The organism is Bacillus cereus group sp. MG9 (genome assembly GCF_040459995.1).
Taxonomy (GTDB): domain Bacteria; phylum Bacillota; class Bacilli; order Bacillales; family Bacillaceae_G; genus Bacillus_A; species Bacillus_A mycoides.
Genome location: NZ_JARVHC010000001.1, coordinates 1,989,349 through 2,015,794, shown reverse-complemented (window position 1 = coordinate 2,015,794; position 26,446 = coordinate 1,989,349). Strand labels below are relative to the sequence as shown.

Here is a 26,446-nt window from a genome sequence, read left to right as displayed (position 1 = left end):
AGCATATGAAACATACGTTTAAATTTCAATAGAAAAATTATTTTGAAAACGTTTTTATAAGAAAAATATTCTAAACAAAGAAAAAGACAGAGTGCTCTCTGCCTTAAAAAGCTTATGTTGCCTTTATAACATATTTAGAAAGCATCCACAAGTTAAAGCCAACTGAAATCGTATAGCCAGCGTATGTTGAAATGATAAAACTTACATAATCAAAATACGGTAGCAATACAATATTTAAAACTATCTTCACAGTTATTCCGATTACTAATCCTAGCACTGTTTTCTGTTGTTGATTAATTCCTTGTAACATGGCAGCGGTTACTGTAAATAGTGAGAATAGTATACAAGCAGGAGCATAGTACTGCAAAATAATACTGCCCATCTCCGGATCATTTCCAGCACCAAATAAAAGAGTATATACTGGTTTTGCTAACAACATCATTCCAATCGCCGCTGGTACCGTAATACCTACTACTAATACATTCGTCCTCGTAAAATGTTTGTACAGTAACTTCACATTCCCTGCTGTATAGGCTTTTGTCATCTCAGGTACGAGAGACATACTAAAAGCAGTCGCAACGGAAACCGGGATAAGTACAACCATCTGGACAAGACCAATTATCGCATTAATCTTCTCCGCTTCTCCTTGCATATACCCTATTTGTATAAGTAGTTTATTAATTGTAAATGTATCAATCGTCTGATATAACGGAATCGCTAATCCAACTACAACGAAAGGAATAGAATATGTAAACAGTTCTCTATACAACGAAAAAAAAGTTTTCGTCGTTTGTGGTATACTGGCAATCTCTTTTTTCTTTAAATGTTTTCTCCTTCTTATATAATACGCACTTAAAACACTTAATCCACCTAGTGCTCCCATAAATGCTCCAAACGTTGAAATACCAACTGCCAACGAAACAGAAGCTTTTATAACATATAAAACGACAAAGCTTCCTATCAAAATAGTTAAGACCCGAAAAAATTGCTCTACAACTACACTGAGCGCAGAAGGTCCCATAGATTGAAAACCTTGAAAGAAACCACGTAACAAGCTCATTACAGGAACGAGTATTAACGCAAAACTTACAATTTGAATATTGTGCGTGACAGCTACCACACTATTCCCCGACTGATCATTTCCATCAATCACAAGTTTAGCTAAATGTGGTGCTAACATATATAATGCTAAACAAGAAATAACGCCCATAATGACCATAAAAACGATACCACTCTTTAGCACTCTCTTAACAGTGTGATAATCATTGAGTTGATCATATTTTGAAACCATTTTTGAAACGGCAAGTGGCAATCCCATCGTTGCAATACTAAGCATAATTGTATAAGGACGGTATGCATACGTATATAATACGTACCCACTCGTACCCACCATTGCTGTAAATGGTATAACATATATAAACCCTAACATTTTAGATATCATCGTTGCCATCGTTAAAAATATCGTTCCACGTATAAACGGTGACCCTTTCATCACATTCCTCCGCTACGCTTTATTATTACACATTATGGACAACTCCTTTTTTTTAGAACCGAAACAAATAAAAAAAGCCAATGAAAAATCATTGACTTTAACGCGCTGCTTTTTTCTTTTTTAAATACTTTAAACCGAAGTATAGAGCAACAAAGAGAACAGCTCCTATAATTATGTAATGTGTGTAATCAGATGCATACTCTTTAATGTGTCGCCAATTTCCACCAAGCTTTTCACCTAAGTATATAAATAGTATTGACCATGGAATAATCGCAACTACTGTATATAGTGTAAATAGTTTTAACGGCATTTTAGCTAATCCTGCTGGAATAGAGATTGCATGACGTACTACTGGGATAAAGCGTGCAGAAAAGATTACTCCTGCTCCGTAACGCTTAAACCAACCTTCCGCTATGTCTAAATGGTGTTTATTAATAAGTAGATATTTCCCATATTTCTCTACAACCGGACGCCCTCCGTAATATCCAAGCCAGTATAAAAAGATTTGGGCTAAAGTACCACCAATAGTTCCGGCGATAACTGCACCGACAAAACTAATTTTACCATCCGCTACTAAAAATCCAGCATACGAAAGTACAATTTCACTCGGGATAATTTCAATCATTAAAGCTAGCGCTACTCCAAAGTAACCTAGGCTTGCAAAAAATTGCAATAACTGATCTATTATGCTTGCTAACATTTTATTTTCTATCTCCTTTTTTCTTCACATACCATCCCATTATTACATAAAGGTCGCATTCTGCCAATATCTTCATTTCCACAATATCATCGGCATAAGCATTATTAATCTATTAATGTTTCTTTTTGAGGTTCTTTCATGTAGGCAAACATTTCTTTAATTTGCTCTTCTGTATTTCTAGCAATCGATAAATTAGGCAATTCATTCTCACCAAAAAACTCCACATCTTCTGTTTCAATACTAGTTTTCTTTTCGCCACCAATAATCTTACAGCCAATAAAAATTTTATATACATGTGTTGCTGAAGGCGATGGTTGATGTTTTTCTTTATCAAATATAGCGAGTAGCTTAAAATCATCTACTTCATAGCCCGTCTCCTCTAAAACTTCTTTTGCTGCTACTTCTGTTGGCGTATAACCAACATCAGCCCATCCACCTGGCAATGCCCATTTCCTATCACTTTTTTCTTTCACAAATAATAGTTTTTCATTTTGAAAAATAACTGCCCGTATATCAACTTTAGGTGTTTGATAGCCTGTCCCACTTGCAAATAAATTCTCTACTACTTCCCAATCTGTCTTTGTGTAATGTGACATCATTGAAACTGAAATGTCCCGTAATTGTTGGAAACGCTCTATATCATATACATCCTTAGAATACGTTAAACCCGCTTGAGCTATAGATTGTATTTGTTTTACCCAATCAATCCACTTGACCGTCATGTTTCCACATCTCCATTCTTTATTAAGTAAATATTACGTCAATTCAATCGATACATCTTTATTATACAAAAAAAGAGATTGATAATGTTCCAATCTCTTTCAAAATTAATCCAATTCATGTAAGTGGTCTTGTATATACTTCCTTCTTTTATTTATATATTCATCAATCATATCAGCTTCTTGATCAAATGTTTCTAATTTTTCTTTCATATATGGATCTTGTAGTAAATATGGACGAATCGATTCACACAAACCTTCTACTTTCGGCATCATAAACGAAACGGTAAATTGTTCTTCTAATATTTCTTCTAAAATACTTCGGTATTGTTTTCTAAATACAGGTATATCTAACAATCTTGCACTTAACGTATTATAACCTTGAATACGAATATATTCATGATTAAGTGGTCTCCCTTGTACATCTCGCCCCCAAGTCGCATCATAATCCCACGGTATCACTTCAAATAAATTTGTCTCATCGTTATGATATAGTGCATAGTTATGAACGAAACCATCAAAGTTTTGCGTAAAAATAACTCCAGCTAACCATCGTAAATATTTATCTACATGTAGAAACTTCCCGATTTCTTTTTCATAATCTTCCCTCGACAAAGTATTCGCTTGAAATACAAATTCACTCAGTTGTTCTTCACTATTTTTATTCGAATATTTAAATTCATAACCCGCAAAGAGCTCTGTCTTAACATCTTTATCTCGCTCACTCATTAACGAAAAATTCGCATCATCATCTATCGCATAATAAATAGAACCACTCGGTAACCCTCTATTTTTCAAAAAGTTTTCATCAACTGATTCTAACTGTAAATACACACCTTGAATTTGACCATTAATTTTTATAAATACATGTTGTGATTTTGGCGAAAGTACACCAATATCATGAAAAAAATCTAAAGATAATTTATTTCGTATGAGAGACGGATCCATAAACTCAGAATTCAAATGAAACTCTTTCGCGCCTTGAAATTTTTTCGGTTTATAAAACATAACATGATAAGACTTTTTCTCAAATTCGCGAATATGAGCCCCTCGGTATACGATATCAATGTCATACTTCTTTTTTCCATAAGTTAATTTTGCTGGTACTGGACTATCTGACCAAATGTCTTTTTTCAATTCCACTAAGTACATTGGATGAACAAAAAAATCATATGAAGGCAGCATGTTTTCTCATCCCTTCTCAGTTCTCTTCATTCAATGTATGCACCACGCCTTGTCCATACATCCGCTACCATCCATTTATATAAAATTACACTCCTGTCCTGTTCAGAAAGACACCGTATCTCATATCATGTTAAGGAAAAAGAATACCTTTTCAATTTAATACACGATAAGGAGGATTTCTATGAAACGTGATATTAGAAAAGCTGTTGAAGAAATCAAAAGTGCAGGGATGGAGGATTTCTTACACCAAGATCCAAGTACTTTTGAGTGCGATGATGATAAATTCTCTCATCATAGATGTACAACAGGGTGTAAATGTACAACAGGACGTAAATGTACAACAGGGCGTAAATGTCCAAGAACAAGATGTACTCGCGTAAAACATTGTACTTTCGTTACAAAATGTACGCATGTAAAAAAATGGACGTTCGTTACAAAATGTACTCGTGTGCGCGTTCAAAAATGGACGTTCGTTACAAAAGTTACTCGTAGAAAAGAATGCGTTTTAGTTACAAAACGTACTCGCAGAAAACATTGTACTTTCGTTACAAAATGCATACGCTTTGAAAAGAAATTTTTCTGGACAAAACGAAGTTTCTGTAAAAAATGCGAATTCTTCCCTCACGGACACGGTCGCTCTTGCGATGATGACTGTGATCATGGTAAAGACTGTCACGATGACGGGCACAAATGGAATGATTGCAAAGATAGCAGACACAAGTCTTCTTCTTGCAAGAATAAAAAATTCGATCACTTCTGGTATAAAAAACGTAATTGCTAGTTTTTTATGTCCACCAAAAAAAGGTCGCTTTGCGACCTTTTTTACGTTTACTGAAAATGACTTATATCTGCAAATTGTTTTACTTTACCACGGTTTTCATCAAATTCAATCACACTAAGACTCGCGCTATGCATAAATGGCTCTTCCCATACATGTTCAATTTCAAAACCTGCAAAATGCCCTACGAGTAATTTCGCTGCTGCAGCATGAGTAACTATTAAAATGTTTTCTCCTTTATGCTTTTCTAAAAGAAAGTGTATCCCTTCAATTACTCTTTTATGAACGGCCGCAAAGTTTTCCCCTGATGTTGACTGAAAAAGATGTGGTTCATTCCAAAATAAATGTACTTCTTCTGGATATTGCATTTCCAAGTCAGCAATTGTTTGCCCTTCCCATATCCCCATGTTTATTTCATAGAAACGTTCATCTTCTATAATTGGAAGATCGCGTTCCCCTTTAATCAATTCAGCAGTATGAAGCGTTCTTTCGCTTGGACTACTATATATGGCATGGAGTGGTAAATCCTTCATACGCTCCCCTAATTGTTTCGCTTGTATCATACCATTCTCTGTTAATGCTGAATTTTTCCGTCCTTGCATCCGCCCTGCTACATTCCATTCTGTCTCACCGTGCCTTGTTACATATACCGTTGTCTTCATTTCACATGCCCCCTTACCATTTTGGCCGCGATTCCCACGGCTCTACTCTCCCTACAATCCATTCTGTGCATTTACTTTCAATTCCTTTTATAACTCCGTCAGCAATCTCTTCATGAGTAAGCCATCTTGCATATGTATCTTCTAAAATAAACCCTAATATAATTCTATAATAGCTACATAATGCCCCACCTATTTTTTGCGACTTCGTACGCGATGCACTACTACCTAATATATGAAATAAACTGTACTTTTTCGATGACAATTCAACCTCATTACAAATGAGTCGTAATGTATGCTTAGCACTCGAATGTACCCATGCAACAACTAATGTAATTGGACCATTCTGTTCAATTGTATTTGTAATAGATCGCTTTAGATCATCGTCATTTTGATAATCTAAAGAAAGGCACGTAATATTTCCCGGCACAGAACTCCCTTGCTTAACATTTTCCAATTTCGTACTATCTCGTCCAATAATAGAAACATGAAACCCTTGATTACAAAGCCACAAAGAAACTTTCTTTAGCATTCCTGTTCCACCAATTACAAGTGCATGCAACTTCTTCCCCCCTTAGTAAAATGTCATATGAGGTTTCTCATCTCTATAATAATTTAGACGGTCTTGTAACGTCCCTGAATGAAACTCAAATTTATGACCATCAGGATCAACAAAATATATAGACTCACAATCTCTCACATCACGCTCTCTTCCTTGTAAAATATGAACTTTATTTTCTTCTAATCGCTGCAGTAAGCGTTCAAAGTCTTCTTGTTCAACAGAAAATGCGAGGTGCGTATAAGATTGATGAATCTCCTTTCTTGGAATATGTGCCTCTTCGTTCAGCGCTATCCATACTCCACATATATTGAAATATGCAAGTTTTCTCCCTTTAACTAATAGTTCTCCTTCTAGCACTCTTTCATAAAACATAATAGCGTTTTCTAAATTTGATACTGAAAAACAAAGATGATTGATTCCTTTCAACACTCCACGTTCCTCCCTAAACAAATAAAAGATGAGCGAAAATTCACTCATCTTTTATTATACTATTTCTTTGTAATATATGCCCATTTATAACTAAAGTCGCCACCGAACGTATGGTTAGCAATACCATTTACATACGTCTTCTCTAAGTAAGCTGTACTTTGTTGGTACGTAGGAGAGATTGCAGCATCTTGACCAATTAAGATTTTTTCAGCTTCTGCAAGTGCTTTCCAGCGTGCTGCGTCATCTTTTAGTAGTTCTCCTTTTGATTTTGCTACTAAATCATCGTACTTCGGATTTGAATAATCCATTTCATTAAATGAGCTTCCAGTAACGAACATATCAATATATGTCATTGGGTCTGGATAATCTGGACTCCATGCAGATAATGAGAATTCATATTCAAATTTCTTTTCTAAATCTAACTTCTGCTTATATGGTTGTTGCTTCAAATTCACTTTAATACCAGGTAAGTTTTTCTCTAATTCTTCTTTAATAAAGTCGCCCACTTTTTTACGACTACCGTTATCATCATTTAGTAATTCTACTGTAATTGTATCTTGACCAAGTTCTTTCTTCGCTTCTTCCCACAGTTTTTTTGCTTTCGCAGCATTATCTTTACTGTCACGGAAATTTTTATTTACAGTACGGAAGTCTTTTCCATCTGGTCCTGTCGTAAACTTTTCAGGTACTAAGAAATACGCTGGCAATGATCCATCATTCAAAATTACATCCGCAATTCCTTTTTTATCGTACGCTAAATCAATCGCCTCACGAACCTTTTGATTTTTAAACGTTGCATTTTTTTGATTAAAACGTAGGAAATACATACGTGGGTCTAGCTTCGTTTTAAATTCATCTGGTTTATTCTTTTTATATTTGTCTACAAACTCAGAACTTAAAATGACACGGTCTGCTTGATCACTATCATATAAATTTACCCCAGTACTTGTCTCTTTTACTATACCCACATTAATTTCTTGTAATTTTACAGCATCTTTATCCCAATAATTTGGGTTTTTCTTTAACTGGTAACTTTGTTCATGTTTCCATTCACTCATTGTAAATGGTCCATTGTACAATAATTTATCTGCTTCTAATCCGTATTTATCCCCTTGTCCTTTTACATACTTTTCATTTAATGGGAAGAATGTAGGGAACGAAGTAAGCTCAAGGAAATAAGGTGCTGGTTGCTCTAATTCTACTACCAACGTTTTATCATCCTTCGCTTTAACACCTAATTGATCCGACGGTACTTCTCCTTTATTTACTTTCTGTGCATTTTTCACATCAAATAAAATAAATGCATATTCTGCTGCTATTGCTTTATCTAATGTACGTTGCCATGCATATACAAAATCTTGTGCTCGAACTGGATCACCATTTGACCATTTTGCATCACGTAATTCAAATGTATATGTCTTTTTATCTTCACTAATCTTCACGTCTTTGGCCATACCTGGAGTTGGTTTATTATCTTTATCTAGACGATATAATCCTTCCATTGCATTTACAAATACACGGAAAGATACAGAATCTGTTGATTTAGATGTATCCATTGAAGGAATTTCAGCTGTTTCTAGCAAATTTAAAACTTGTTTATCTGCCATTCCCTTACTTGATTCTTTCTTCGTTGTCGAAGCCTTCTCCCCATTCCCACATCCCGCAACCAGTACACTAGTCGATAACGCAAGTGCAGCAATCGTTGTTACCTTTCTCTTCATTCTTCCTTCCCCCAATCTATATGTATAAGTTAAAACTTGTATAATATATTTTATTATACAAAAAATTCTGATTATTTTAAATATTTATTTTCATAAAAAGAAAAAAAAGCGGTCAGAAATTGCTTTCCCTCCGCTTTGTTGAATAGCATTTACTTGCAATCCATCCTCTATTTCAAACGGATTTTGAACCTTGAATATTTCTTCCATCATCTTCAAAAACTCTTCTTCATTTTTAGATTCACCATTAATCGTAAGGGAATATGGCTCAATTTCACTCAATTTATAATCAACAATAAATTGAATTGTAACTTTTTGTTTTGGCATCCCTGGGCTGTATCCTTGAAATTCTACTAATTCCATACCTTCCGAACCACGATAATATATCCACCCTGAATTTTGAAAATAGCTTTCAAACGATTCACCAATCGAAAAGAACGGATATTCATAAAGCGAACTTGTACGTACTTTTTGTATAATATCTCGATCAGTCGGAAAAAAGAAATGACTGAAAAAAATACTAGCAACTGCTAAAATAGTAACGATTGTTGCTCCCATTTTACTCGTTCCACCACTATCACGGATGAGATAATTTTCAACCGATTCATCTTTAATTCCCCGTGCTTTTATTCGATATATACGCCTTTCTGCAAATTGATAAAATAATCCATTTGCAAAAATCCCCATCCCAAATAGAATGAAAACGAGTAATAAAAACGTGAGAGGTACCATATTAATAATTGGCAATGCTACGTTGAACCCCATATAATAAGAAAATGCATCACATGCTACTAATAACAGTATGAATAAAGCAGCAGGTAAGTAATACTTACGATATCCAAGCCAACCTACATTGAAAATAGCAGCCAGACCATTCCAGCTCCACCTAGCAATTCGCTTATTCTCAAGCTCCCATTTTCTTTTGTAATATGGATATTGTCTCCCTACATATACTTCTAATTCTTTGTCTATTAGCGAGCTTTCTTCACCTTGTTCATTATGCAAGTTTCGTTGACAATTTGCACAATTCAGCTGATCATTAATACAAGGTCGCCCACAATTTATACATTTCAAAACAATCCCTCTTTCCATCCATACTTCATTGTGAACTACCCACCACTTAGTATCTCTTACGAGCTTACCCCGAAGTGGGGGCTTCTCGGTTCATCGTTACTTTTGATAGCTAACGCATTTGTCTTAGGACAGCCGAGCTAACTCCCTCGTTCCAAAGGTTGTTTCTTACGATTTATTTAAAATACCTTCATGTTTCAATAACCACTCTTTCCTCCATAAACCACCCGCATACCCAACAAGTTTTCCACTCTTTCCTATTACACGATGGCATGGAACGATAATTGAAATTGGATTCCGGCTATTTGCCCCTCCTATCGCTCGTACAGCTTTCGTATTCCCAACCTTCTCCGCAATATCTAAATATGAAGCACTTACGCCATACGGAACAGTGTAAAGTGCATCCCATACATTCTTTTGGAATGGTGTTCCTTCAGCAGACAATGGAACTGTAAACTCTTTTCTTTTTCCTTCAAAGTATTCATCCAATTCATTTATACATTGTTCAACAAATTCATTTTTATGTTCTTCTTTTCTTTCTTCAACAAATATAACAGACGTAATTCCTTCTTCGTTCGCTGTAATTTCTAACAAACCTAATTCACTATCATAATAAGCCTGGTACATATGTCATCCTCCAATTCATTACATATTATTTATTGTAACACGAATAGACGAAATTTTTCGTATAAGCGTTTTATTAGGGAAACAAAAAAGAGGATGATACAATGTAAGAAAATTCAATCAAGGGGGATATTTGATGGAGTTTCAACTCTTTTCACCTTATACAATTAAGGACGTTACGCTAAAAAACCGTATCATTATGTCACCTATGTGCATGTATTCATCAGAAAATGAGGATGGCCAAGTAACTAATTTTCATCTCGTCCATTATGGAACCAGGGCTGCTGGCCAAGTAGGTTTAGTTATGATTGAAGCAACAGCTGTGTTACCTGAAGGACGAATTTCTAACAAAGACTTAGGCATTTGGGATGATAATCTAATTGAAGGCTTACATAAAACGACAACATTTATACATAATAACGGTGCAAAAGCAGCCATTCAACTCGCTCACGCCGGAAGAAAGGCTGAATTAGAAACAGATGCTTTCGCTCCCTCAGCAATTCCGTTTAACGATAGAATGAAAATACCAGTAGAAATGAATAAACAGCAAATTAAAGAAACTGTTTCTGCTTTTCAAAAAGCAGCTTTACGCTCTAAACGAGCGGGGGTTGACGTTATTGAATTACATGGTGCTCACGGTTATCTTATTAATGAATTTCTTTCTCCGCTTTCCAATAAGCGGACTGATGAATACGGGGGCTCACCTGAAAATCGCTATCGTTTCTTACGCGAAATCATCGATGCTGTAAATGAAGTTTGGAACGGACCGTTATTTGTTCGTATTTCAGCAAATGATTATCATCCTGACGGGTTAACGGTTCAAGATTATGTGCAGTATACAGGATGGATGAAAGAACAAGGGGTAGATTTAATCGATTGTAGTTCTGGTGCTATTGTACCCGCACATATTGATGTGTATCCTGGTTACCAAGTACAATATGCTAAACATATTAAGGAGCATGTTGACATCGCGACTGGTGCGGTAGGATTAATTACAACCGGATCACAAGCAGAGCAAATTTTAAATAATAACGAAGCAGATTTAATTTTTATCGGACGCGAGTTACTTCGTAATCCATACTTCCCAAGAATAGCTGCCAATGAACTTGGCTTTGAATTAAAAGAACCATATCAGTACCGACGAGCACCCGGGAAAATTAAAACTAATAAATAAAACCGAGAAATTATTCTTCTCGGTTTTACTTATTTTATTTCTATAATATCGTTTGAACTATAAATATGAATACCAGATTCTTCACGTAGCGCTGTTATATACATTCCTTTCGCCACATCTTTAGCTGAAATTGGTTTATACTTTTTAAAAGCCCCTTTAAATATAAACGGAAGAATACGAGATAATTTCTCAGCCATTCTTTCCCCAAAACGATATTCTTGTCGATTTCCAACTAATAATGACGGCCTGAAAATATGTATGCCACCAATAACTAGCTTTTTCAGCTCCTCTTCCATTTTCCCCTTCACTTGCGAGTAAAAGAAAAATGATTTAGGTTTTGCTCCCATTGATGAAATAACAAGAAAATTTTGCACGCCTTGTTTTTCAGCTAAGCAGGCAGCTCGTAATGTATATTCATAATCTACTTTTTTAAAATTCGACTTCGACTTCGCTTTTTTTATCGTTGTTCCTAAGCAACTAAAAACATCATCTACTGCAAAAAATTCTTTGTATTCCTCTAATACTGAAAAATCCACCTGTTTCTGTTGCAATTTCTCATGCTGTAATTGTAATGGTTCCCTTACAAAAATAGTAACCGAATCGTAGTAATCTGAGTCAAGTAATAGTCGCGTTATTTCTTGTCCAACTAACCCACTTGCGCCAAGTACTAACGCTGTTCGCTTATTCATATATGTGTATACCTCTTTATTTACTATTCTCTCCTATAGCTAATCGTCGCTAACAGGAGTTTCCGTTCTCCCATTTTACCATAAGTAAAGCACTATGCGTATGCATAGTGCTTTACTTACTCTTTTTTCTCTTCTTTTTCTTCCGCTGGCAATTTTGTAATTGTTGTAGCATCCCCTAAATTACTTATTAGTCTTCTTAAAAAAATTAAAACAAAAGATAATGGCAAAACAACCGCAAGTATTAATAAGATAGCTTCCATGAAGTAACCCAAGCGCTCATCCCCTTTTTTCTGCTCCCTCCCAATATATGAAAGTAACATTGTCACATATGCACCAATCATAAAAATTAATACCTTTCTTTTTGACAGATTTATTACAAAATCAAATCGTAATGATTATTATTTATTGCAACTTTCATAAAGATGTATTATACTAGGTTCGCAAACTAAAACGTAATTATTCCGTTTTGTATTAAAACGATATTTTCTTCTTATATTTGGAGAAAATATAATTGTAAAAAAGAAAAGAGGAGAATTATATGCCTAAAAAATTAGCTCTATTTTCATTTATGCTTATTTTCACACTCATCTTTGCTGGATGTTCTAACAACAAAGATAGTGCAGCGAAAAAAGATGGGAAACTTTCTGTTTATACAACCATTTTCCCGCTCGCTGACTTTGCAAAAAAAATCGGTGGTGATTATGTAAATGTAGAAACAATTTACCCACCTGGTGCGGATTCTCATACATTTGAACCAAGTCAAAAGCAGACTGTACAAGTGGCAAAAGCCGATTTATTTGTTTATAACGGCGCAGAATTAGAACCATTTGCCGAAAAAATGGAAAAATCATTAAAAAAAGAAAACGTGAAAATTGTAAATGCATCTAAAGATATCGAACTTCGTGCTTCATCTGAAGAAGAGCAGCACGATCATGGAGACGGTCATAAAGAAGATGAACATCATCACGATAAAGACCCACACGTTTGGATAGATCCTACTCTTGCGATGAAACAAGCAGAAAAAATTAAAAATGCACTTGTAGAATTACAGCCTGAACATAAAAAAGAGTTCGAAAAAAACTTTGCAGCACTACAAACAAAATTCACTGATTTAGATGATCAATTTAAAGCAGTTGTTGCAAATGCAAAAACGAAAGAAATATTAGTTTCACACGCAGCTTACGGCTACTGGGAACAACGATACGGTTTGAAACAAATTCCAATCGCTGGAATTTCAGCATCTGATGAACCATCTCAAAAACAGCTTGCTGACATTACAAAAACAGTAAAAGAGCACGGTCTACAATATATTTTATTTGAAACATTCTCTACTCCAAAAGTAGCATCAGTTATTCAAAAAGAAACAGGTACAAAAATTTTACGCTTAAATCACCTTGCTACTATTTCTGAGGATGATGCAAAGAACAATAAAGATTACTTCACATTAATGGAAGAAAACGTAAATACTTTAAAAGAAGCAACAAACTAATCAACTATATTTTCTAGGCAGCTGAATATGTCATTCAGCTGCCTTTTTATGTATTTATCCTTGACTTGATCGAAATAACAAGTAGAATTATCCATATTAGCTTGTAAGCTATACTAATTTAGAAGGTGAGTTGGAACTATGAATCTTCACATTTGTGAAGTAACAGCAAATAATTGGCGTTCAGTTGCTGCTTTAGACGTAGCAAAAGACCAGCAGCAGTTTATTGAAAGCAATGCGTTTTCTTTAGCGGAATCATTATATGAAGAAAACGGAACGTCAGTAGCCTTATATGACAAAGAAACACTCGTTGGATACGCAATGTACGGTTGGTATTCCCAAAAACATGAAAGCGTATGGTTAGATCGTTTTATGATTGACCAACAATTTCAAGGAAAAGGATACGCAAAACGTTTCCTTCGCTTACTAATTCAATTCTTGCAAGAAAAATTCGAATGTAAAATAATTTATTTAAGTTTACATCCTGACAACAAACACGCAATGGGACTATATGAGTCATTTGGCTTCCGTTTAAATGGGGATATTGATGACGAAGGTCCAGTTGTAGGTGTTGTAATGGAATTACTTATAGATGAAAATACAAGCCTGTGAAAACAGGCTTTTTATTATGCATTTATCAATGTTATGTTTTCTATTTTTAATTTCTTTCCCTTATATACTTCATTTTTGTAATCTAGTATTATCTCATTAAAATGCTCATAAAAAATAAGCCTGCGATTTACGCAAACTTATTTCACACATTCTTCAAAATGTTCTTGGAACCATTCTTTATTAATATCTCTTCCGATGAAAACTACTTCGCTTACCCGCTCTTCGCCCTCTTGCCACTCTCTATCGTACGAAGCAGCAAATAACGTATGCACACCTTGGAAAACAATACGTTTATCTACTCCATCAATAGATAAAATTCCTTTGTAGCGATATAAATGCTCCCCTAGTTCTTGAACGACAGCTGACATCCACTCATTCAATTTTTGTAAATCTAACGGACGTTCTTCACGTAGTACAAACGATTTTACACCTTCTAGATGGTTATGTTCTGTATGAGGGTAAATTTGCAGCGTATCTTTCGTTTTAAACGTTTGAATTTGTAATAACGATGGAATATCTACCTCACAGTTAGTCGCCTCGATTAACTTTGCAGTCGGGTTAATTCCTTGAAGTTCATGCAAGAGATTTTCTTTCTCATTTTCTTCAATTAAATCTAATTTATTAACTAACACAACATCAGCAAAGGCAATTTGTTCTTTTGCTTCTAGTCCCTTTTCAAAATGTTTATGTATATGATAGCTATCTACAACTGTTACAACACCGTTAATTTGATATGCAGATTGAATAACTGGATCTAAAAAGAAAGTTTGAATAATCGGACCTGGATTTGCAAGACCTGTTGTTTCAATTACTAATCCATCAAAGTCCATTTTCCCTTCTGCTTTCACATCCAGTAATTGTTTTAAAGCAACAAGTAAATCTTCACGCACAGTACAGCATAAACAACCGTTTGTCATTTCCATAATTTCTTCTTCAACATTCATAATCAATTGATTATCAATACCAATTTGCCCTATTTCATTTACAATCACTGCTAATTTCTTGCCGTGATCCTCTGATAAAATTCGATTTAATAATGTCGTTTTCCCTGATCCAAGAAAACCAGTTAATATTGTTACTGGAATCATCCCTTACATCTCCTTATAGCTCTATGTTTCTACATTATAGCATATAGAAAAAATCGTTTTTGTAGCAAAACATATTTATTGTATGTACGACCCTGTAACTATATAATAATACGTAGTAAGAAAGCCTTTTCAAAAATATTATTCATTCATATAGGGGGTACTTATAGTGGAACGAGTTCAAATGGCCGAAACGCTAGAATTTTCTCGTATTATTCAAGGTTTTTGGCGTTTAGCAGAATGGAATATGCCAAAGCAAGAGTTACTTTCTTTTATTGAAGACTGTATGGATTTGGGGATTACTACTTTCGATCACGCTGATATTTATGGTGGGTATACGTGTGAAGGATTGTTTGGAGAAGCGTTACAATTAAAGCCTTCCTTACGCGAAAATATGCAAATCATCACTAAATGTGGAATCGCTCCCTCATCACCTAAATTTCCAGAGCGATATGTTGCTCACTACAATACGAGTGCTGAACATATAATAAAAAGCGCGGAAGATTCATTACAAAACTTACATACAGATTATATTGATGTATTGCTCATCCATCGTCCAGATCCATTTATGGATCCAACTGAAGTGGCAGAAGCGTTCTCACGCTTAAAGCAAGAAGGCAAAGTTCGCCACTTCGGTGTATCTAACTTTTTACCTTCACAATTTAATATGTTAAGCTCATATTTAGATTTCCCGCTCATTACAAATCAAATTGAAGTATCTGCGATGCAAATGGAGCATTTTGAAAAAGGTACGATTGATTTATGCCAAGAAAAACGAATCAATCCAATGATTTGGTCACCTCTTGCTGGTGGTGAAATCTTTACTGGCCAATCAGAACGTGCCATACGTGTACGTGAAACTTTACAAAAAGTTGCTACTGAACTAGGTGTTACTAGCATCGATACTGTTATGTATGCATGGTTACTTGCTCATCCAGCTAACATGATGCCAATTGTTGGCTCTGGTAAATTAGATCGTGTGAAAACAGCCGCTCTTGCTACAAAAGTTAACTTAGACCGCCAACAATGGTTTACAATTTTCGAAAGCTCTAATGGACATCCTGTACCATAATAAACAAAAAGAAGAGCTGTTTCTTTACAGCTCTTCTTTTTCATATATATTTCTCGTCATTGCAAATACACACATATCCCTTAATCCATTTCCATCCACCGCAACACTCGCGCTTTCTAAAGTACCCTCTAATTTAAATCCTAATTTCTCAGGTATCGCTCTACTCTTCTTATTTAGAGAATCACAACGAATTTCTACGCGGTTTGCTTTCAATTCAGTGAAAGCATAATCTGTTATACCTTTTGCAGCCTCTACCATATAGCCCTTTCCACTAAACCTTGAATCAATCCAATACCCGATTTCAAATTGAGGTATATCCCAATTAATACGATGTAATCCGGCAGATGCAATAAATTCACCTGTTTCGTTCGAAAAAACTAGTAGTCTCAAATCTTCACGCTGCAAAAATTGAATATGCGATTTTCTAATACTCTCTTCTATTTCTTCCTCTGTTTGCTCTTTTTGTGCAAAGACCATCCAAGGTTTTAATTCTTGTATTGAAGCTTGAATTGCGTCATATACAACTTTACCATCACCTGGTTTTGGCATTCGAATAAAAAGCCTGTCAGTATAAAATTCAGAAGGAAAATCGAATAATAACGGATTCACTGTAAACACTCCCTATAATTCTTTTATATATAATAATATCCATCTCAAGTTATACAGTAAAGAAATTTCTGAATTTTAAACTTTTTAATCGTTCACTTCCATCGCCACACGCACTCCAGATTCAATCGCACCTTGAATCCATCCGTGATACAGCGTTGTATGATCACCAGCAAAATATATTCTCCCCTCAGGTTTTACAATGACTGGCTGTAATTCAGATTCTTGACCAGCTTGAAATAGTGCAAACCCTCCAAGCGCATATGGATCTAATGTCCAACTTTTTGATATTCCAGACATGAACTCATCATATACTTGACCGCCTAATATTGTTGCTAAATTTTGTAGTGTGTAATAGATACGATCCCCCTTTGATACCCCATCCCATAACAACGCATCATAAGACCATGTATAGCTTCCTAACATCATAGCAGGCCCTTTCTCTCCGATTCCATGGCTTGGATAATACGCATAACGTATAGGAAGATCTGTTATAATTCTCCCACCTAATTGCCCTTGTTCCTCCCAAAAACGACTTTTAAATTGAATTCCTATTTTTGTAGCTGGCATATAATGCAATTCGCGAATTGTTTTCCACTTCGCATGAGATATCGAATCAAATGGATCTACTTCTACAAATCGCATTGTTGAAAAAGGAATTGTAACAATAACTAAATCCCCTGTAATACTACTATATTCAAAAGTTTCCTCGTTCCGGTAATAGGCTGTTACACCATTGGCTTGTTGATGAAGCTTCATTAATTTTTGATTATATATAATATTTTCTTCTAATTGTGGTAAAAAAGACTTTGGTAATCTATCATTCCCACCTATTATTTCACAAAATCCACTTTCCTCTTGCATAATGTATAAAAATCGTAACGTCTCAACGAATGACCTTTCTAAAAAACCTTCTAAATCTAATAGAACACCTATCATCTCAATCGTTACTGGCGAAAAATACGTATTATATTGATAAGGATGATATTTTAAAAATTGACCTGTAGAATATTTCCCAAAGTCCTTTACTACAATATCCCAATTTTTCTCTGGGTTCTTTTTTATAAAATTTATAATGGGCTGTACCGCTAACATTAATAGTTCCTCAGACGTTTTCCCAACTTCATTCATTTCCACAGGATATCTTAAAATACTTGGATCTTTTTCGTATTGTTTTAATGTCGTTTTCTGACCATTTACGTAGATAATATCTGTCTCATTCCTATTAATAAAAGGGCTCACCTGTAGCCCAAACTTTCTTATATACGCCATCGTTAATGCATGCGAATACGGAATTCTCATCGCTCCAACATCTAAATATAATCCGGTATCTTCCATCCTAACTGTCTCTATGCGGCCACCTACACGGTTGTTCGCTTCAAAAACCTTCACTTCATGCCCTGCTGCTTTTAATAAAGATGCCGAAACTAATCCAGCCATACCAGCCCCTACTACAATGATTTGTTTCGGACGTGTCGTCTTCTTCAATCCCTTATTTATAACTTTTAACGTTTCATCCATCTCATTGTTAAACATTATATCTTTCTGCACAATCCCACCCCTTACTTCATGAAATACGAATTAGTGGTTTAGTGCATTTTATTCATAAATTCACTTAAACATAACACCACCACAATTTGAAAATTCACTAAAAATACATAAGGTGCAGCTCTCCCCCTTCCACATGCTTCATATGATAAACATACAGATAGTAACTGTATGGAAAGGGTGGATACACATGAAACGTACTTACGATTATCAGGCTACAAAAAAACATTTAGAATTAAAAAAACAGCAGTTATGTAAAAAACTCACTAGCGTTAAACTAACTGAAGAAGAACGCAAGCAAATACATTTAGAAATTGATAACTACGAATATATATTAAACTTAGTCGAAATGAATCATTATGAACGAGGGTTTTCTCATTAAAAGCGGATAAAAAATTATTCACTTTTCCTTTTGAGCATTTCATTACGCATTTTTCGTAAGTAAATATATAATAGGATGTACATTAAGATTGAGAGGTATATTCTATGATCAAATTAAGTGTATTAGACCAATCACCTATTTCAGATGGTAGCACAGCAGCCAAAGCTATTTCGCATACAGTTACGCTTGCACAAGAAGTTGAGAAACTCGGATTCACACGTTTTTGGGTATCCGAGCACCATAATTCAGTTAGCTTAGCTGGTTCAAGTCCAGAAATACTCATTTCACATATTGCCGCGAAAACTGACCGTATTAGAGTTGGTTCTGGTGGTGTTATGCTGCCACATTATAGTCCATATAAAGTTGCCGAGAATTTCCGCGTTTTAGAAGCACTTTATAAGGGCCGCATCGACCTTGGTGTCGGGAGAGCGCCTGGTGGTATGCCGATAGCAACTCGCGCACTTCAAGAAGGTAAAATGGTCTCACTTGATCAATATCCAGAACAAATTGCAGATGTTGCTATGTACTTACATGATCAAGTACCAGAAAACCATCATTATGCAAACTTAAAGGCTACTCCAGTTATCCCAACATCTCCTGAAATGTGGATGCTCGGTTCTAGCGGAGAAAGTGCAATGATTGCCGCAAAGCAAGGCGCTTCTTTTGCATTTGCACAGTTCATTAACGGATACGGTGGCCCTGAAGTAATGAAGGCTTACCAAGAACAATTCCAACCTTCCTATTTAGGTGATAAACCAAAATCAATCGTATCTATTTTTGTTATTTGCGGAGAAACAAATGAAGAAGCGGAGAAGATTGCATCAAGCCTTGATTTATCGATTTTACTATTAGAACAAGGAAAACGGACTACTGGTACTCCTTCTATTGAAACTGCTCAAAATTATTCGTATAGTGCTTATGATCTATTCCGCATAAAAGAAAATCGTCAACGTATGATTGTCGGTGATCCGTCTTCTGTGAAAGAAAAAATATTAAACTTAAGCAAAGCGTATAATACTGACGAATTTATGATTGTCACGATTACTCATCAATTTGAACATAAATTAAACTCTTATCGCCTATTGGCAGATGCTTTTAATTTATAATAACGAAAAGGAGATGCATCACATATGATGCATCTCCTTTTCTTACTACCAATCAATTGTTTTTGCTTCCTATATATTCAATAGCTTCTTTTAATAACTCATCAAAATTATGAGGATAATCATGATTTAAGTTAGGCACAACTTTATACTTATGTTCTATATTTTTATCCTTTAATAACGTTACAAATTGCTGTGTACCTTCAAAACAATCTTCATCTTGATCCCCACATATTATATATCCTTTTATGCTTTTATCATGCAATATTCCAATCATCTCTTCCCATTCTTCCATTTCCGGAAGCCACGGTGCCACAAAAATAAAACCGTTCACTTCTATTTCACCTTGTAACATGGAATGTAACGCTACTCTTGCCCCAGCAGAAAAGCCACCAATAATAATATTCCCAAATGTTTTATTCACTTTAATCTTATTGTAATGTCCTTTTAACTCTTCTCTGCCTCTTTCGATATTATCCCACACATATCCATCTGAAAATTGAATTTGGGAAGATTGAGGCAATGCTAGCATAAAACCTTGTTCCATTACAGAGTTCCAATATGGTTCTATTATTTGTATATTTTCTTGATCCCCATGCAGTGTTATTAGTAGATTTTCATTTTGTTTGCTGTATTTATATTTCACGTCTGCTTGTTCCGATTTCTTTGCTAATTCTTCTCTTTCTTTACATAATTGAACCATTCTATGAAACTCTTCAAATTTATGTAGTGGTTTTAAATCATCATCGGAAATTAAATACTCACTTCCGTACCAAAATCCATTTTCTATAATTGCTTTCTTCATTAAATGCAACGCTTCTTCTTCAAGTCCTGCTGCACTTGCTAATGCATATTTAAAATTATATATTTGTGCTTCATTACCCATTACATCTTTAGCATTATTCATTATATAAGAATACGCTTCAAAACTTCCTTTATTTGCATAACAATGTAACGTTTCATTTAATAACTTAATATAAGTCATATTATTTTCCATATAGGAATTCCCCCGTAACCTTTTATAATAATTGCTTCTCCAATCTTCCTATCATTCTAGGGTCACGGTATAAGTAGTTAAATTCTACAATTCAACTTAACAATACCTGATTCTCAAAATGATATTTAATAGTTAATGTATGTATACGCATAATACACCACTCCTTCCTATCCACTAGTTGTAGTATAAAGTTAAATAAACTGAAAAATCAATATTTTAATAAAAAAAGACAACAATAATATTATTGTTGTTGTTCTCATAACATCTGCCCACTATTCTTTTTTTTCTTATCTGGTTTACTTGAAACTAAATAATGCTTTTCTGAAATATATAAGTTTCTTTTTAATATACGATTTAAATATGGTCCTAGCTTCACTCCGCATATGAGGCGATCTTCGCTATCTTCAACAATTGGGAACATTTCTTTTTCTGTTACATATTGATCTACAGCCTTTTGTACGATATCAATTTCTTTAACTAGGTTTAAATTTTCTTCTGTATGTTCAAATACTTCAAGCGTTTCCTTCGTTATCAGAAAAAAATTTGTTGGAAATGCAGGTAAATAGGGCTTTAACAAATCATAATTTACTGTGTAATCATCATTTACTAAAACTGTATAAACGATATTAGCATTCGTTTCTAGAAACTTCGCCATCGCTTGTTCTAATTCATCTTTCGTAATTTCCCTATCTTCTTTTCCAGTTCTGAAAAAGCGAAACATTGTATCGCCTCCTTTTTACTATATTATAGCATAAAAGAAAACTGAAAAATTATAAAAAACTCTATTGAAAGAATTTTTCAATAGAGTTTTTCTTTAATCCATTTATGTTTATTTTAAGAATGCACTTAACATCCATACATGTTGTTCTAATGTCGTATGAATTGCTAATAGCATATCAGCCGATGTTTCATCATCAGCTTCATCAGCTACTTCCATACCTTCTTTTAATTCTTGAATAAGTGCAGAAAAATCGTTTACTAAAATTTGCACCATTTCTTCTGCAGACTCTTTGCTTGTCCCTTCGATTACAGTTGAAGTTGCTAAATACTCTTTCATTGTCGCTAACGGTTTTCCTTCTAACGCTAAAATACGCTCTGCTAACTCATCAATGTATGTTCCTGCTTCATTATAAAACTCTTCAAATTTCTCATGTAATGTAAAGAAGTGCGGTCCTGTCACATACCAATGATAATTATGCAGTTTGACATATAATACATTCCAGTTTGCTACCTGTTTGTTTAATACTTCAACAACATTCGTTTTCGTACTCATACAATCCACTCCTCTTATCATGTTACTATCTTTTAATGACCTAACTTCATTTTACCATACATTCCCTATTCTTTTGAATGAACAGCTTATATGTAACAAAGTTTTAACAACCTTAATATTTCCCTAATATCATATAATTCATGTATCCTTTCAACTACTTCATATGTCTAATTGTCCAAGCTCACACATATGCATAATAGTAAGTCAAGCTCATCATAGAAGAAAGAGGGATAACATGGACAATCAACAATGGCAAGTAGCAAAGAAAGTCGCTGCTACTTATATCGGAACTGTCGTTGGAGCTGGATTTGCTACTGGGCGAGAAATTGTTGAATTTTTCACAGTGAACGGATTGTACGGGACCATTGGCATATGTATAAGTGGATTTTTTTTTATTTGGCTCGGTACAAAGATGATGTTGCTCTCCTCACAAATCGGGGCATTTTCAGCGCAAGATTTCAACAAATATTTATTTGGAGATGTATTTGGAAATGTTATAAACACATTATTATTACTCGTATTATTTGGTGTAACGAGCGTTATGTTATCAGGAGCCGGGGCAGTATTTGAAGAACAACTTCGCCTCCCGAGACAACTTGGTATTTTTATCACAGTCATCGCCTGTCTCATTATTGGGAGCCGGGGATTACAAGGTGTCTTTGAAGTAAATACACTTGTCGTACCTATTATGATGATCTTTATTATCGGACTTGCTATTACAACCTTTATTCATGGTACAACTCCTATTATGGACACCGTTCCTACAGAAAGTTGGAATATGAAATGGATCACTAGTCCTATTACATATGTCGCATTAAATCTTTCTCTCGCCCAAAGTGTTCTCGTCCCATTGGCCGGTGAAGTAAAAGATCGAAAAGCTATTTTATGGGGGGGGATTTTAGGAGGTGCGGGGCTTTGCTTTATTTTATTATGTAGCCATTTAGCAATATTATCAGTTGAACAATTTTATCAATATAACATCCCAATGGCTGAAGTTGTAAGAAGGTTTAATGCAACTTTCCATTTTTTCTTTGTTCTTATCATTTTTGGTGAAGTATTCACAACATTAGTTGGGAATATATTCGGAATGACAAAACAAATGCAATCCATTACCGGATGGAAAAGTAATAACATTATTTACTTCATATTACTAATTAGTTATTGCTTTAGTTTCATTGGATATAGTGAATTACTTCATATTCTATACCCTATTATCGGTTGGGTGAGCATCATTTTACTACCGATTATTGCCTTTAAACAACTTCAAAAAACATAAAAAAACATCCGTGTATACGGATGTTTTTCATCTTCATTCACAGTCTTCACATACTTCCCAGTACGGCCCCATTTCTACTGCAAGATATGGCTTTAATTGCAAACGAATCATTCGACTTGGCATGCGTTCCAATACGAATTGAATGCCGTCTTCCTCTTCATCCAACTCAACTTTTGAAATAGCAATTCTTTGCATAGTAGTAATAGGGCTTCCATCTTTATATAAAGTGATTTTCACCTCATCATACTCATTAAAATACAATTCAACATTCATTTGCTTTTTTAACATTTCATCAACAATTTCATAATTATCATTTTGTTCCTGGATTATATATTTCCAGCCGCCTCTATCTAATTCTATCGGAGCAGCTTGGAATAATGTCATCAAATCCTCGTATAGCATAAGATAACCCCTCTCTTACTAAAAAACGATGAGTATTTTATATACCCTTTATCTCTATCACTATCCATGTTTATTGTACCATATATCACAAATCTTACCGCATTCATTTGCTTTATAAACACATACAAAACATATAGTATTTTCAGTTCACTCTCTATTCACTAGTATGTTCCCTTACTGATAACTTATCACTTTCCTTATTTCCTACACACTACTTATAACTCTTAAAAAACCACAAAAAAGAAGAGTAATTTATATCACTCTCCTCATAAGATTTTTCCTGTAGCTGCTAATGCTAACACTATAATTAAACTTGCAAATAATAGTGATACAATTAAACTAAAAATCGGTAATATTTTCTTTTCATTCTTCTTAAATAATAACCTTAAACTAAGAATGATATTTAATGGAACAAATATAAAATAAAAGTATTTAACGATTTGTAATGAGCTATTTGAAAGTGTTTTAAATACAAACACTTCAATTAAAAAAGCAACAAAGAATAAAATGCTTAACCAAAACGAGACATAGCTAAGCCAAGAATGTCTTTTCGTTCCCCAATACACTCCCATACTGATCTCCTTTAAACGTAGTCTATATTATATTAATTATACACCCGCTTAACAAATTCCTCTATTTTTCGACAAACATTAAATACATTGAACCTCTAATCCGTTTATCAGCTAAAAGACTGTCTCTAATAGCACTAATGCTATTTTGAGACAGCCTCCTCTTTTTATACTTTAAATCTTTCAATTAATACTTGTAACTCTTCAGCCATTTGAGATAGTGTACCAGCTGCAGAACCAATTTCTTCCATAGAAGCTAACTGCTCCTCAGCTGACGCTGCAACACTTTGTGTACTCGTCGCATTATTTTGTGCCGTCATAGCAATTTGACCAACCGAAATAGATACTTCATTTGCACCTTTTGACATCCCATTAGCTGTTTCAACCATCGTTTTAATTTGGTTAGCAATTTCATTTGTAGATTGTAAAATTTCAGTGAAATTTTGTTTTGTTTCATTTGCAATAACAAGTCCAGATTGCACTTCTTCATTTACATTATTCATAGATTTTACTGTCTTACTCATATCATCTTGTATTTCACAAATTAATTTACTAATTTCACTTGATGATACACTAGATTGTTCTGCTAATTTTCGTACTTCATCAGCAACAATTGCAAAGCCTCTTCCATGCTCACCAGCTCTTGCAGCCTCAATTGCTGCATTTAAAGCTAGAAGATTTGTCTGATCTGCAATATTTTGAATAACTTCTAAAATATCACCAATTTGCTTTGATTTGTTATTCAACAACTGAATAACAGCATCTGACTGTGAAACAGATTCCGCAATAGATTGCATTTGATTTACTGTTTTTCCAACTAGCTTTCCACCATCTTCTGCTTTTTCACGAGTGTGAGCAGAAGCAGTATTAATAGATGATGAGCTATTTGCTACATGCTGAATCCCTTCTGTTACATCAAACAGTAACATAGCACCATTTTCTACGCTTGCTGTTTGCGTCGTTGCCCCACTTGATATTTCATCCATTGCCATTGTAATTTGTTCCGTTGCTTCACTCGCTTGTCTTACACTCGCAGTTAGCTCTTCTGATGCCGCTGCTACATGCCCGGCCGAATCATTAATTCTTCCAATTAACGTTCTTAGTGAATCTGTCATTTCATTAAAACCTTTTGCAAGTTGACCGATTTCATCGTTTGAATGAATTTCAATTGTTTGCGTTAAATCTCCTTCACTTATTTCTTTAGAAGTGGCAACTAATCTCTTTAAAGGTTTTGTAATAGAAAGAGTTACGAAATAAATAAGTGCCCCTCCTACAACTAATGAAATAAGCATAACAATTAACATATTATAAAATACAGGCTGAGCAGCTTCAATTACTTCATTTGAGTACATCGTTCCACCGATTTTCCAACCTGTTTTTAAGTTTGTAGCAAATACCATTTTCTTTTCACTACCATCATACGTGTATGAAAAAGTGCCTTGATTATCTTCGTAAATTCTCTTTGCCCAAGAATCAGCTGCTTTATCTCCTGGTTTTTCTTGAGGATGCGCAATTATTTTTTGTTTTCCATCTAAAATGAAAGTATATCCTTTTTTACCAATATTGATTAACTTTGTTGTTTTCAATAAATTCTCTAAACTTAAATCTACCGCAACAACACCATTTTTATCTTCTGTTTGTTTCGCAATCGTTACGACAATATGTCCATTTCCTTTCGCCTTATACGGTTCAGTGACCACGATTCCACCTTGTTTACTCACTGCATCTTTATACCAAGAACGAGTTGTTGGATCATAATCTGCTGCCATTTGTATATTTGGTTCTTGCACAAACTTCTTATCATTGCCGGCAACATATACTTGTTCAGTATCTTTATTCAAATTAATATATTGAGATAATACCTTTCTTAATTCATCTTGATTATCTCCTTGATACATATCACTATGAATCACTCGTGCAAAGTTATTTACTTCGTTAAATTTCGCCTCAATCATTTGATTGATTAAATTATCTAATATTTTTATATTATCGTGAGCACTACTCGTAATTTGTGATTCAAAATTCTTTTTAGCCGTTTGATAAGACATTCCTCCAATAATAGAGACAGCTGCAATTAAAATTATCAAAAATGAAATTAATAGCTTTTTTGCTACTTTTATATCTCGAAACCACCTTAACAGTTTACTCATTATAAACCTCCTACATTTAAATATTAAGTTTTAAAGATAAATAACCAATTATGAATATATCCCATTCCCTATCCTCTATTTTTAC

28 protein-coding genes and 1 pseudogene are annotated in these 26,446 nt (G+C 34.5%); 8 read left to right on the top strand and 21 right to left on the bottom strand.

The window, feature by feature from the left end:
- Nucleotides 1-112: 112 nt before the first annotated feature.
- The 4 genes from QCI77_RS10230 to cotH all read right to left on the bottom strand — a co-directional run bounded on the left by QCI77_RS10230 (nucleotide 113) and on the right by cotH (nucleotide 4,096).
- Nucleotides 113-1,492: a putative polysaccharide biosynthesis protein gene (locus tag QCI77_RS10230; RefSeq protein ID WP_353824862.1), complete on the bottom strand. Its 1,380-nt coding sequence runs from the start codon at nucleotides 1,490-1,492 to the stop codon at nucleotides 113-115.
- Nucleotides 1,493-1,589: 97 nt separating this feature from the next.
- Nucleotides 1,590-2,192 (bottom strand): undecaprenyl phosphate transporter UptA, encoded by a 603-nt coding sequence (gene uptA, locus QCI77_RS10225; protein ID WP_000881203.1) that lies wholly within the window; start codon nucleotides 2,190-2,192, stop codon nucleotides 1,590-1,592.
- 104 nt (nucleotides 2,193-2,296) lie between these two features.
- Nucleotides 2,297-2,914 carry an NUDIX hydrolase N-terminal domain-containing protein gene (locus tag QCI77_RS10220; RefSeq protein ID WP_002189369.1) on the bottom strand — a complete coding sequence of 206 codons (618 nt, stop codon included), beginning with the start codon at nucleotides 2,912-2,914 and terminating at the stop codon, nucleotides 2,297-2,299.
- A 105-nt stretch (nucleotides 2,915-3,019) separates the two neighbouring features.
- Nucleotides 3,020-4,096 carry a spore coat protein CotH gene (gene cotH, locus QCI77_RS10215; RefSeq protein ID WP_000937998.1) on the bottom strand — a complete coding sequence of 359 codons (1,077 nt, stop codon included), beginning with the start codon at nucleotides 4,094-4,096 and terminating at the stop codon, nucleotides 3,020-3,022.
- Nucleotides 4,097-4,277: 181 nt separating this feature from the next.
- Here cotH and exsB point away from each other — a divergent pair, with 181 nt between their 5' ends.
- The gene (gene exsB, locus QCI77_RS10210; RefSeq protein ID WP_353824861.1) at nucleotides 4,278-4,877 is read left to right on the top strand and encodes an exosporium protein ExsB; all 600 of its coding nucleotides are present in this window, start codon (nucleotides 4,278-4,280) and stop codon (nucleotides 4,875-4,877) included.
- A gap of 47 nt (nucleotides 4,878-4,924) precedes the next feature.
- On the opposite strand, the gene QCI77_RS10205 is transcribed toward exsB, so the two are convergent.
- The 6 genes and pseudogenes from QCI77_RS10205 to QCI77_RS10180 all read right to left on the bottom strand — a co-directional run bounded on the left by QCI77_RS10205 (nucleotide 4,925) and on the right by QCI77_RS10180 (nucleotide 9,940).
- Nucleotides 4,925-5,536 (bottom strand): phosphoserine phosphatase 1, encoded by a 612-nt coding sequence (locus QCI77_RS10205; protein ID WP_002012438.1) that lies wholly within the window; start codon nucleotides 5,534-5,536, stop codon nucleotides 4,925-4,927.
- Nucleotides 5,537-5,549: 13 nt separating this feature from the next.
- A complete protein-coding gene (locus QCI77_RS10200; RefSeq protein WP_353824860.1) occupies nucleotides 5,550-6,095 on the bottom strand; it encodes a short-chain dehydrogenase in 546 nt (181 codons plus the stop codon).
- 12 nt (nucleotides 6,096-6,107) lie between these two features.
- Nucleotides 6,108-6,524, bottom strand: a complete 417-nt coding sequence (gene fosB, locus QCI77_RS10195; protein ID WP_002126995.1) for a FosBx1 family fosfomycin resistance bacillithiol transferase — start codon at nucleotides 6,522-6,524, stop codon at nucleotides 6,108-6,110.
- A gap of 59 nt (nucleotides 6,525-6,583) precedes the next feature.
- On the bottom strand, nucleotides 6,584-8,245 hold the full coding sequence (locus tag QCI77_RS10190) for a peptide ABC transporter substrate-binding protein (protein ID WP_060752105.1): 1,662 nt from the start codon (nucleotides 8,243-8,245) through the stop codon (nucleotides 6,584-6,586).
- A 71-nt stretch (nucleotides 8,246-8,316) separates the two neighbouring features.
- A pseudogene (locus QCI77_RS10185) lies at nucleotides 8,317-9,316 on the bottom strand (DUF2628 domain-containing protein).
- A 165-nt stretch (nucleotides 9,317-9,481) separates the two neighbouring features.
- Nucleotides 9,482-9,940: a methylated-DNA--[protein]-cysteine S-methyltransferase gene (locus QCI77_RS10180; RefSeq protein ID WP_002186074.1), complete on the bottom strand. Its 459-nt coding sequence runs from the start codon at nucleotides 9,938-9,940 to the stop codon at nucleotides 9,482-9,484.
- Between the two features lie 133 nt (nucleotides 9,941-10,073).
- Between QCI77_RS10180 and namA the strand changes: the two genes are divergently transcribed.
- Entirely contained in the window at nucleotides 10,074-11,111 is a 1,038-nt protein-coding gene (gene namA / locus QCI77_RS10175; RefSeq protein WP_088032624.1) for an NADPH dehydrogenase NamA, read from the top strand.
- Between the two features lie 29 nt (nucleotides 11,112-11,140).
- Here the strand turns inward: namA and QCI77_RS10170 are convergent, their stop codons facing one another.
- Together QCI77_RS10170 and QCI77_RS10165 are read right to left on the bottom strand one after the other, a co-directional pair.
- On the bottom strand, nucleotides 11,141-11,800 hold the full coding sequence (locus QCI77_RS10170; RefSeq protein ID WP_002031464.1) for an oxidoreductase: 660 nt from the start codon (nucleotides 11,798-11,800) through the stop codon (nucleotides 11,141-11,143).
- A gap of 116 nt (nucleotides 11,801-11,916) precedes the next feature.
- Nucleotides 11,917-12,141 carry a hypothetical protein gene (locus tag QCI77_RS10165; protein WP_002012427.1) on the bottom strand — a complete coding sequence of 75 codons (225 nt, stop codon included), beginning with the start codon at nucleotides 12,139-12,141 and terminating at the stop codon, nucleotides 11,917-11,919.
- A 197-nt stretch (nucleotides 12,142-12,338) separates the two neighbouring features.
- Between QCI77_RS10165 and QCI77_RS10160 the strand changes: the two genes are divergently transcribed.
- Both QCI77_RS10160 and QCI77_RS10155 read left to right on the top strand, forming a co-directional pair.
- Nucleotides 12,339-13,289 (top strand): metal ABC transporter substrate-binding protein, encoded by a 951-nt coding sequence (locus tag QCI77_RS10160; RefSeq protein ID WP_088032623.1) that lies wholly within the window; start codon nucleotides 12,339-12,341, stop codon nucleotides 13,287-13,289.
- A gap of 138 nt (nucleotides 13,290-13,427) precedes the next feature.
- On the top strand, nucleotides 13,428-13,898 hold the full coding sequence (locus tag QCI77_RS10155) for a GNAT family N-acetyltransferase (RefSeq protein WP_044444227.1): 471 nt from the start codon (nucleotides 13,428-13,430) through the stop codon (nucleotides 13,896-13,898).
- A 137-nt stretch (nucleotides 13,899-14,035) separates the two neighbouring features.
- Here the strand turns inward: QCI77_RS10155 and QCI77_RS10150 are convergent, their stop codons facing one another.
- Nucleotides 14,036-14,986 carry a CobW family GTP-binding protein gene (locus QCI77_RS10150; RefSeq protein WP_002086082.1) on the bottom strand — a complete coding sequence of 317 codons (951 nt, stop codon included), beginning with the start codon at nucleotides 14,984-14,986 and terminating at the stop codon, nucleotides 14,036-14,038.
- A gap of 166 nt (nucleotides 14,987-15,152) precedes the next feature.
- On the opposite strand from QCI77_RS10150, the gene QCI77_RS10145 reads away from it, so the two are divergent.
- Entirely contained in the window at nucleotides 15,153-16,055 is a 903-nt protein-coding gene (locus QCI77_RS10145) for an aldo/keto reductase (protein WP_353824858.1), read from the top strand.
- A gap of 24 nt (nucleotides 16,056-16,079) precedes the next feature.
- On the opposite strand, the gene QCI77_RS10140 is transcribed toward QCI77_RS10145, so the two are convergent.
- Nucleotides 16,080-16,664: a GNAT family N-acetyltransferase gene (locus QCI77_RS10140; RefSeq protein WP_060752113.1), complete on the bottom strand. Its 585-nt coding sequence runs from the start codon at nucleotides 16,662-16,664 to the stop codon at nucleotides 16,080-16,082.
- Between the two features lie 84 nt (nucleotides 16,665-16,748).
- Nucleotides 16,749-18,212 carry a flavin monoamine oxidase family protein gene (locus tag QCI77_RS10135; protein WP_353824857.1) on the bottom strand — a complete coding sequence of 488 codons (1,464 nt, stop codon included), beginning with the start codon at nucleotides 18,210-18,212 and terminating at the stop codon, nucleotides 16,749-16,751.
- Between the two features lie 187 nt (nucleotides 18,213-18,399).
- Between QCI77_RS10135 and QCI77_RS10130 the strand changes: the two genes are divergently transcribed.
- The gene (locus QCI77_RS10130; protein WP_002012420.1) at nucleotides 18,400-18,591 is read left to right on the top strand and encodes a DUF3896 family protein; all 192 of its coding nucleotides are present in this window, start codon (nucleotides 18,400-18,402) and stop codon (nucleotides 18,589-18,591) included.
- 104 nt (nucleotides 18,592-18,695) lie between these two features.
- A complete protein-coding gene (locus QCI77_RS10125; RefSeq protein WP_088032614.1) occupies nucleotides 18,696-19,697 on the top strand; it encodes an LLM class flavin-dependent oxidoreductase in 1,002 nt (333 codons plus the stop codon).
- A gap of 52 nt (nucleotides 19,698-19,749) precedes the next feature.
- Here QCI77_RS10125 and QCI77_RS10120 read toward each other — a convergent pair whose 3' ends face one another.
- From QCI77_RS10120 to QCI77_RS10110, 3 genes are all read right to left on the bottom strand, one after another.
- Nucleotides 19,750-20,691, bottom strand: coding sequence for an alpha/beta hydrolase (locus QCI77_RS10120; protein ID WP_002189348.1), 942 nt, complete (start codon nucleotides 20,689-20,691; stop codon nucleotides 19,750-19,752).
- A 256-nt stretch (nucleotides 20,692-20,947) separates the two neighbouring features.
- Nucleotides 20,948-21,412, bottom strand: coding sequence for a DUF3939 domain-containing protein (locus QCI77_RS10115; protein WP_000488199.1), 465 nt, complete (start codon nucleotides 21,410-21,412; stop codon nucleotides 20,948-20,950).
- Nucleotides 21,413-21,520: 108 nt separating this feature from the next.
- Nucleotides 21,521-21,964 (bottom strand): Dps family protein, encoded by a 444-nt coding sequence (locus tag QCI77_RS10110; RefSeq protein WP_002012416.1) that lies wholly within the window; start codon nucleotides 21,962-21,964, stop codon nucleotides 21,521-21,523.
- 235 nt (nucleotides 21,965-22,199) lie between these two features.
- On the opposite strand from QCI77_RS10110, the gene QCI77_RS10105 reads away from it, so the two are divergent.
- The gene (locus tag QCI77_RS10105) at nucleotides 22,200-23,240 is read left to right on the top strand and encodes a YkvI family membrane protein (protein ID WP_060752116.1); all 1,041 of its coding nucleotides are present in this window, start codon (nucleotides 22,200-22,202) and stop codon (nucleotides 23,238-23,240) included.
- A 33-nt stretch (nucleotides 23,241-23,273) separates the two neighbouring features.
- Here the strand turns inward: QCI77_RS10105 and QCI77_RS10100 are convergent, their stop codons facing one another.
- The 3 genes from QCI77_RS10100 to QCI77_RS10090 form a co-directional block, all read right to left on the bottom strand.
- Complete coding sequence (locus tag QCI77_RS10100; protein ID WP_002086098.1) at nucleotides 23,274-23,642, bottom strand: DUF3979 family protein; 369 nt, start codon at nucleotides 23,640-23,642, stop codon at nucleotides 23,274-23,276.
- 266 nt (nucleotides 23,643-23,908) lie between these two features.
- A complete protein-coding gene (locus QCI77_RS10095) occupies nucleotides 23,909-24,214 on the bottom strand; it encodes a hypothetical protein (RefSeq protein WP_002064965.1) in 306 nt (101 codons plus the stop codon).
- A gap of 164 nt (nucleotides 24,215-24,378) precedes the next feature.
- A complete protein-coding gene (locus QCI77_RS10090) occupies nucleotides 24,379-26,361 on the bottom strand; it encodes a methyl-accepting chemotaxis protein (protein WP_353824856.1) in 1,983 nt (660 codons plus the stop codon).
- Nucleotides 26,362-26,446 lie beyond the last annotated feature (85 nt).

Excerpts from the sequence above, each read along its gene's own strand:
- QCI77_RS10230 (WP_353824862.1), bottom strand. The coding sequence starts at position 1,492 with ATGAAAGGGTCACCGTTTATACGTGGAACGATATTTTTAACGATGGCA.
- uptA (WP_000881203.1), bottom strand. The coding sequence starts at position 2,192 with ATGTTAGCAAGCATAATAGATCAGTTATTGCAATTTTTTGCAAGCCTA.
- QCI77_RS10220 (WP_002189369.1), bottom strand. The coding sequence starts at position 2,914 with ATGACGGTCAAGTGGATTGATTGGGTAAAACAAATACAATCTATAGCT.
- cotH (WP_000937998.1), bottom strand. The coding sequence starts at position 4,096 with ATGCTGCCTTCATATGATTTTTTTGTTCATCCAATGTACTTAGTGGAA.
- exsB (WP_353824861.1), top strand. The coding sequence starts at position 4,278 with ATGAAACGTGATATTAGAAAAGCTGTTGAAGAAATCAAAAGTGCAGGG.
- QCI77_RS10205 (WP_002012438.1), bottom strand. The coding sequence starts at position 5,536 with ATGAAGACAACGGTATATGTAACAAGGCACGGTGAGACAGAATGGAAT.
- QCI77_RS10190 (WP_060752105.1), bottom strand. The coding sequence starts at position 8,245 with ATGAAGAGAAAGGTAACAACGATTGCTGCACTTGCGTTATCGACTAGT.
- QCI77_RS10180 (WP_002186074.1), bottom strand. The coding sequence starts at position 9,940 with ATGTACCAGGCTTATTATGATAGTGAATTAGGTTTGTTAGAAATTACA.
- namA (WP_088032624.1), top strand. The coding sequence starts at position 10,074 with ATGGAGTTTCAACTCTTTTCACCTTATACAATTAAGGACGTTACGCTA.
- QCI77_RS10170 (WP_002031464.1), bottom strand. The coding sequence starts at position 11,800 with ATGAATAAGCGAACAGCGTTAGTACTTGGCGCAAGTGGGTTAGTTGGA.
- QCI77_RS10165 (WP_002012427.1), bottom strand. The coding sequence starts at position 12,141 with ATGATTGGTGCATATGTGACAATGTTACTTTCATATATTGGGAGGGAG.
- QCI77_RS10160 (WP_088032623.1), top strand. The coding sequence starts at position 12,339 with ATGCCTAAAAAATTAGCTCTATTTTCATTTATGCTTATTTTCACACTC.
- QCI77_RS10155 (WP_044444227.1), top strand. The coding sequence starts at position 13,428 with ATGAATCTTCACATTTGTGAAGTAACAGCAAATAATTGGCGTTCAGTT.
- QCI77_RS10150 (WP_002086082.1), bottom strand. The coding sequence starts at position 14,986 with ATGATTCCAGTAACAATATTAACTGGTTTTCTTGGATCAGGGAAAACG.
- QCI77_RS10130 (WP_002012420.1), top strand. The coding sequence starts at position 18,400 with ATGAAACGTACTTACGATTATCAGGCTACAAAAAAACATTTAGAATTA.
- QCI77_RS10125 (WP_088032614.1), top strand. The coding sequence starts at position 18,696 with ATGATCAAATTAAGTGTATTAGACCAATCACCTATTTCAGATGGTAGC.
- QCI77_RS10120 (WP_002189348.1), bottom strand. The coding sequence starts at position 20,691 with ATGGAAAATAATATGACTTATATTAAGTTATTAAATGAAACGTTACAT.
- QCI77_RS10115 (WP_000488199.1), bottom strand. The coding sequence starts at position 21,412 with ATGTTTCGCTTTTTCAGAACTGGAAAAGAAGATAGGGAAATTACGAAA.
- QCI77_RS10110 (WP_002012416.1), bottom strand. The coding sequence starts at position 21,964 with ATGAGTACGAAAACGAATGTTGTTGAAGTATTAAACAAACAGGTAGCA.
- QCI77_RS10105 (WP_060752116.1), top strand. The coding sequence starts at position 22,200 with ATGGACAATCAACAATGGCAAGTAGCAAAGAAAGTCGCTGCTACTTAT.
- QCI77_RS10100 (WP_002086098.1), bottom strand. The coding sequence starts at position 23,642 with ATGCTATACGAGGATTTGATGACATTATTCCAAGCTGCTCCGATAGAA.
- QCI77_RS10095 (WP_002064965.1), bottom strand. The coding sequence starts at position 24,214 with ATGGGAGTGTATTGGGGAACGAAAAGACATTCTTGGCTTAGCTATGTC.
- QCI77_RS10090 (WP_353824856.1), bottom strand. The coding sequence starts at position 26,361 with ATGAGTAAACTGTTAAGGTGGTTTCGAGATATAAAAGTAGCAAAAAAG.